This is a genomic window from Desulfobaculum sp. (assembly GCF_054921475.1).
The window spans coordinates 1-2,718 of sequence record NZ_JBUDSW010000362.1; the positions used below are offsets into that span (position 1 = coordinate 1).

The 2,718-nt window shown below is 61.1% G+C and carries 3 protein-coding genes; 1 reads left to right on the forward strand and 2 read right to left on the reverse strand.

Annotation, left to right across the window (positions count from 1 at the left end; all coding sequences use genetic code 11):
- Window positions 1-319 precede the first annotated feature (319 nt).
- Together ACY69P_RS15905 and ACY69P_RS15910 are read right to left on the reverse strand one after the other, a co-directional pair.
- The gene (locus ACY69P_RS15905; protein ID WP_462328190.1) at window positions 320-1,105 is read right to left on the reverse strand and encodes a hypothetical protein; all 786 of its coding nucleotides are present in this window, start codon (window positions 1,103-1,105) and stop codon (window positions 320-322) included.
- Between the two features lie 223 nt (window positions 1,106-1,328).
- Window positions 1,329-1,721, reverse strand: coding sequence for a Fur family transcriptional regulator (locus ACY69P_RS15910; protein WP_462328191.1), 393 nt, complete (start codon window positions 1,719-1,721; stop codon window positions 1,329-1,331).
- A 355-nt stretch (window positions 1,722-2,076) separates the two neighbouring features.
- Here ACY69P_RS15910 and ACY69P_RS15915 point away from each other — a divergent pair.
- Window positions 2,077-2,718 (forward strand): thiamine ABC transporter substrate-binding protein (locus ACY69P_RS15915; protein WP_462328192.1); only part of this gene is annotated, 642 nt, incomplete at its 3' end.

Genomic DNA, 2,718 nt, shown 5'->3' on the forward strand with positions numbered 1-2,718 from the left:
CTCCCATCCCCCCACGAGAGGATTGTTAAGGATGAAATCCTTAACCCACCGGAGGTAACAACAGCATGGCGCTACCACACGGCGCACCACAGCCTACCGCACGCCAACGCCACGCGTTTTTTGTCTCCGACGGCATAAGGGAGTGACTCCCTTATGGATCCCCATATGGAGGGCAAGGCTGTAGAGGGCGGTCACAAACACCGCGCCACACGCCCCACTCCCATCCCCCCACGAGAGGATTGTTAAGGATGAAATCCTTAACCCACCGGAGGGAATAGCAGTAGGGCGCTACCACACGGTACGCCACAGCGCCGCCCTCTTAGGCGTAACGCTGGCGCAGGGTGGCGAAGAGGTCGGGTTTGCGGTCGTATTGATGGACGATGACGGCGGGGTCGCCGTTGTCGTTGAGAATGCGCCCTTCGACGTCGATGGCCGGGATGGTAGGCTTCATGGCGAGGGTGAGAATGGGGCCGGAGTTGTCGTGGCAGGTCACCTCGGGCAGTTGCCCGGTGTGCAGAAGATGATTGTGCACGCCTTGATCGTAGCCTGCCATGCCCTTCTGGGGCACATAGCCTTTGAGATGGGCAATCATGCGGTCCAGATAATCAAGCATGGGGCCATGCTCGGCCATGGTAGTCCCGGAGCAGGAGACGCGGCACTGTGCCATGGCGCGCCACGCGGCATCGCCGAGATGCCCGGTGACCCACTTGGTCATGTAGGGGCAGGTGCCAACGCTGGTACAGGCGTCCTCAAGGGTGACGTTGACGCCGGAGCCCCATGCGTAGGCCATGGGGTCGGACTGAAAAATGACGTCGCGAACGTCTGTGAGCAGAATGCGGGTGTAGCGCTTCGGGGCGTTTGAAAGCCAATCGCGATAGAGCACGTAGCGCCACGCATTGTAGGGTATGTGCGCCTTGTCTGCGGGGCGCTCGAAGGGCACGGTCGTGACGCCATGGGCGGCAATGCGGTCTTCGCCGCGGGTGGTGGGCGTCACAAAGAGCACGCAGTCGCCGCGAAAGCCGGACTGCTCAAGGGACGCGGCAAAGGGGCGCACATCGCCATAATGATATCCGGCAGCAAGGCCGAGAAGAAGTGTCGATTCCATGAGTTCTGCTGATATTGCTCCGCCGCGCAAGGCGGCATGACGGGGCTGCCTGAGGCGTAGGCGATGCGGTTGAAGAATGACCGGGGGGCGCGAGGCGACCGGGGAACGTCGGTCTGCGCCGATGCGGCGGGGATGAGGGCGCACCGGTTTCCCGGCTGACGCAGGCCGCCAGCTCGCGCATGATGCGCTGTTTGAGCGACGGCAGGACGAAACAGCACAGCGGTTAGGCCGTTGCGTCGTCTCCGGAATCCTGACAGCCCTCGCAAATCCCTTGCAAAACGACTTCGTACCCTTCCAGCGTGAAACCAGTGGGCAACAGCTCACTGAAATCCTCTTCTGCGGGCTCCAGGTCAAAGACCCGGTGGCACCGAAGGCACTGGAAAAAGTGATGGCGCTTGCGGCGGCGCTTCTCGTAGTGCGCCTTTTGGTTGGGGAGAAGAATTTGATCGATTTCGCCAAGCTCGGTGAGTTTGGCAAGGTTTCTGTAGACCGTGGCGATGCCCAGACGCGGGACTATGGCCTGCGCGCGACTGAGTATCTCCTCCGGTTTCAGAGGACGACGGGCAGCACTCAACACTTGAACGATGGCTTGTCTTTGAGGGGTGTTTCGCTTCATCTCTTCTTTGTGATTGTTGAAAGAACCGTTTATTTATGCCGAAACCACGGACTCCGGGGCGGAGGGTGTAACCACCTTTGGGGCGCTTTCGTCAAGGGTTTCTCACCTGAATACGGGAAAAAAGCAAATCGCGAAACCGTTGTCTGCGGTATGGACGTTGACAACACCGCCCTTTTCCTATTGATGTACGTGCACCATACGACCACTGCGCGCGGCCTGCCAGCGCGCTTCGTCCGGGGCTTTTCGCCCACTTTGCGCGAGGCCCGAAAACGCGCCACATGCGCCCCAAAAGCGCGGCGGGGAAGGCCCGGCCCCGCCTCAGGCCAATTTCGTCACCAGTAAAGGAGACTCCACCATGCCTCGACTTCTCACCCTCGCCGTCCTGTGCCTGACCCTCGGCCTTGCGGCGTGCGGCGACGACAGCGCCACCACGGCGCAATCCGCCAAGGACAAGCCAGCCGAAACGCCAACGCTGACCGTCATGTCCCACGATAGCTTCAGCATCAGCAAAGAGCTTGTGCAGCGCTTTGAAGAAGAACACGGGGCCAAGGTCGCATTCCTGAAAACCAGCGGCGCCGGCGCGGGACTGAACCAGTGCATCCTTGCCAAGGGCAATCCGCTGGCGGACATCTTCATCGGTGTAGATACCACATTCCTCAGCCGCGCCATAGACGCAGACATCTTTGAAGCCTACAACGCCCCGGCTCTTGCGGACATCCCGGAGAGCCTGAAGCTGGACAGCGCCCACAGGCTCCTGCCCGTCAGCTTTGGCGATGTGTGCCTCAATTACGACAAGGCGTGGTTCGCGGCCAAGGACCTGCCCGCCCCCACCTCGCTGGAAGACCTGACGCGCCCGGAGTATAAGGGGCTGACCGTGGTGCAGAACCCGGCCACGTCGTCCCCGGGGCTGTCCTTTCTGCTGGCAACGGTGGGCCACTTTGGCGAAGAGGGCGCGTGTGCGTTTTGGCAGAAGCTGGCGCAGAACGACGTCAAAATC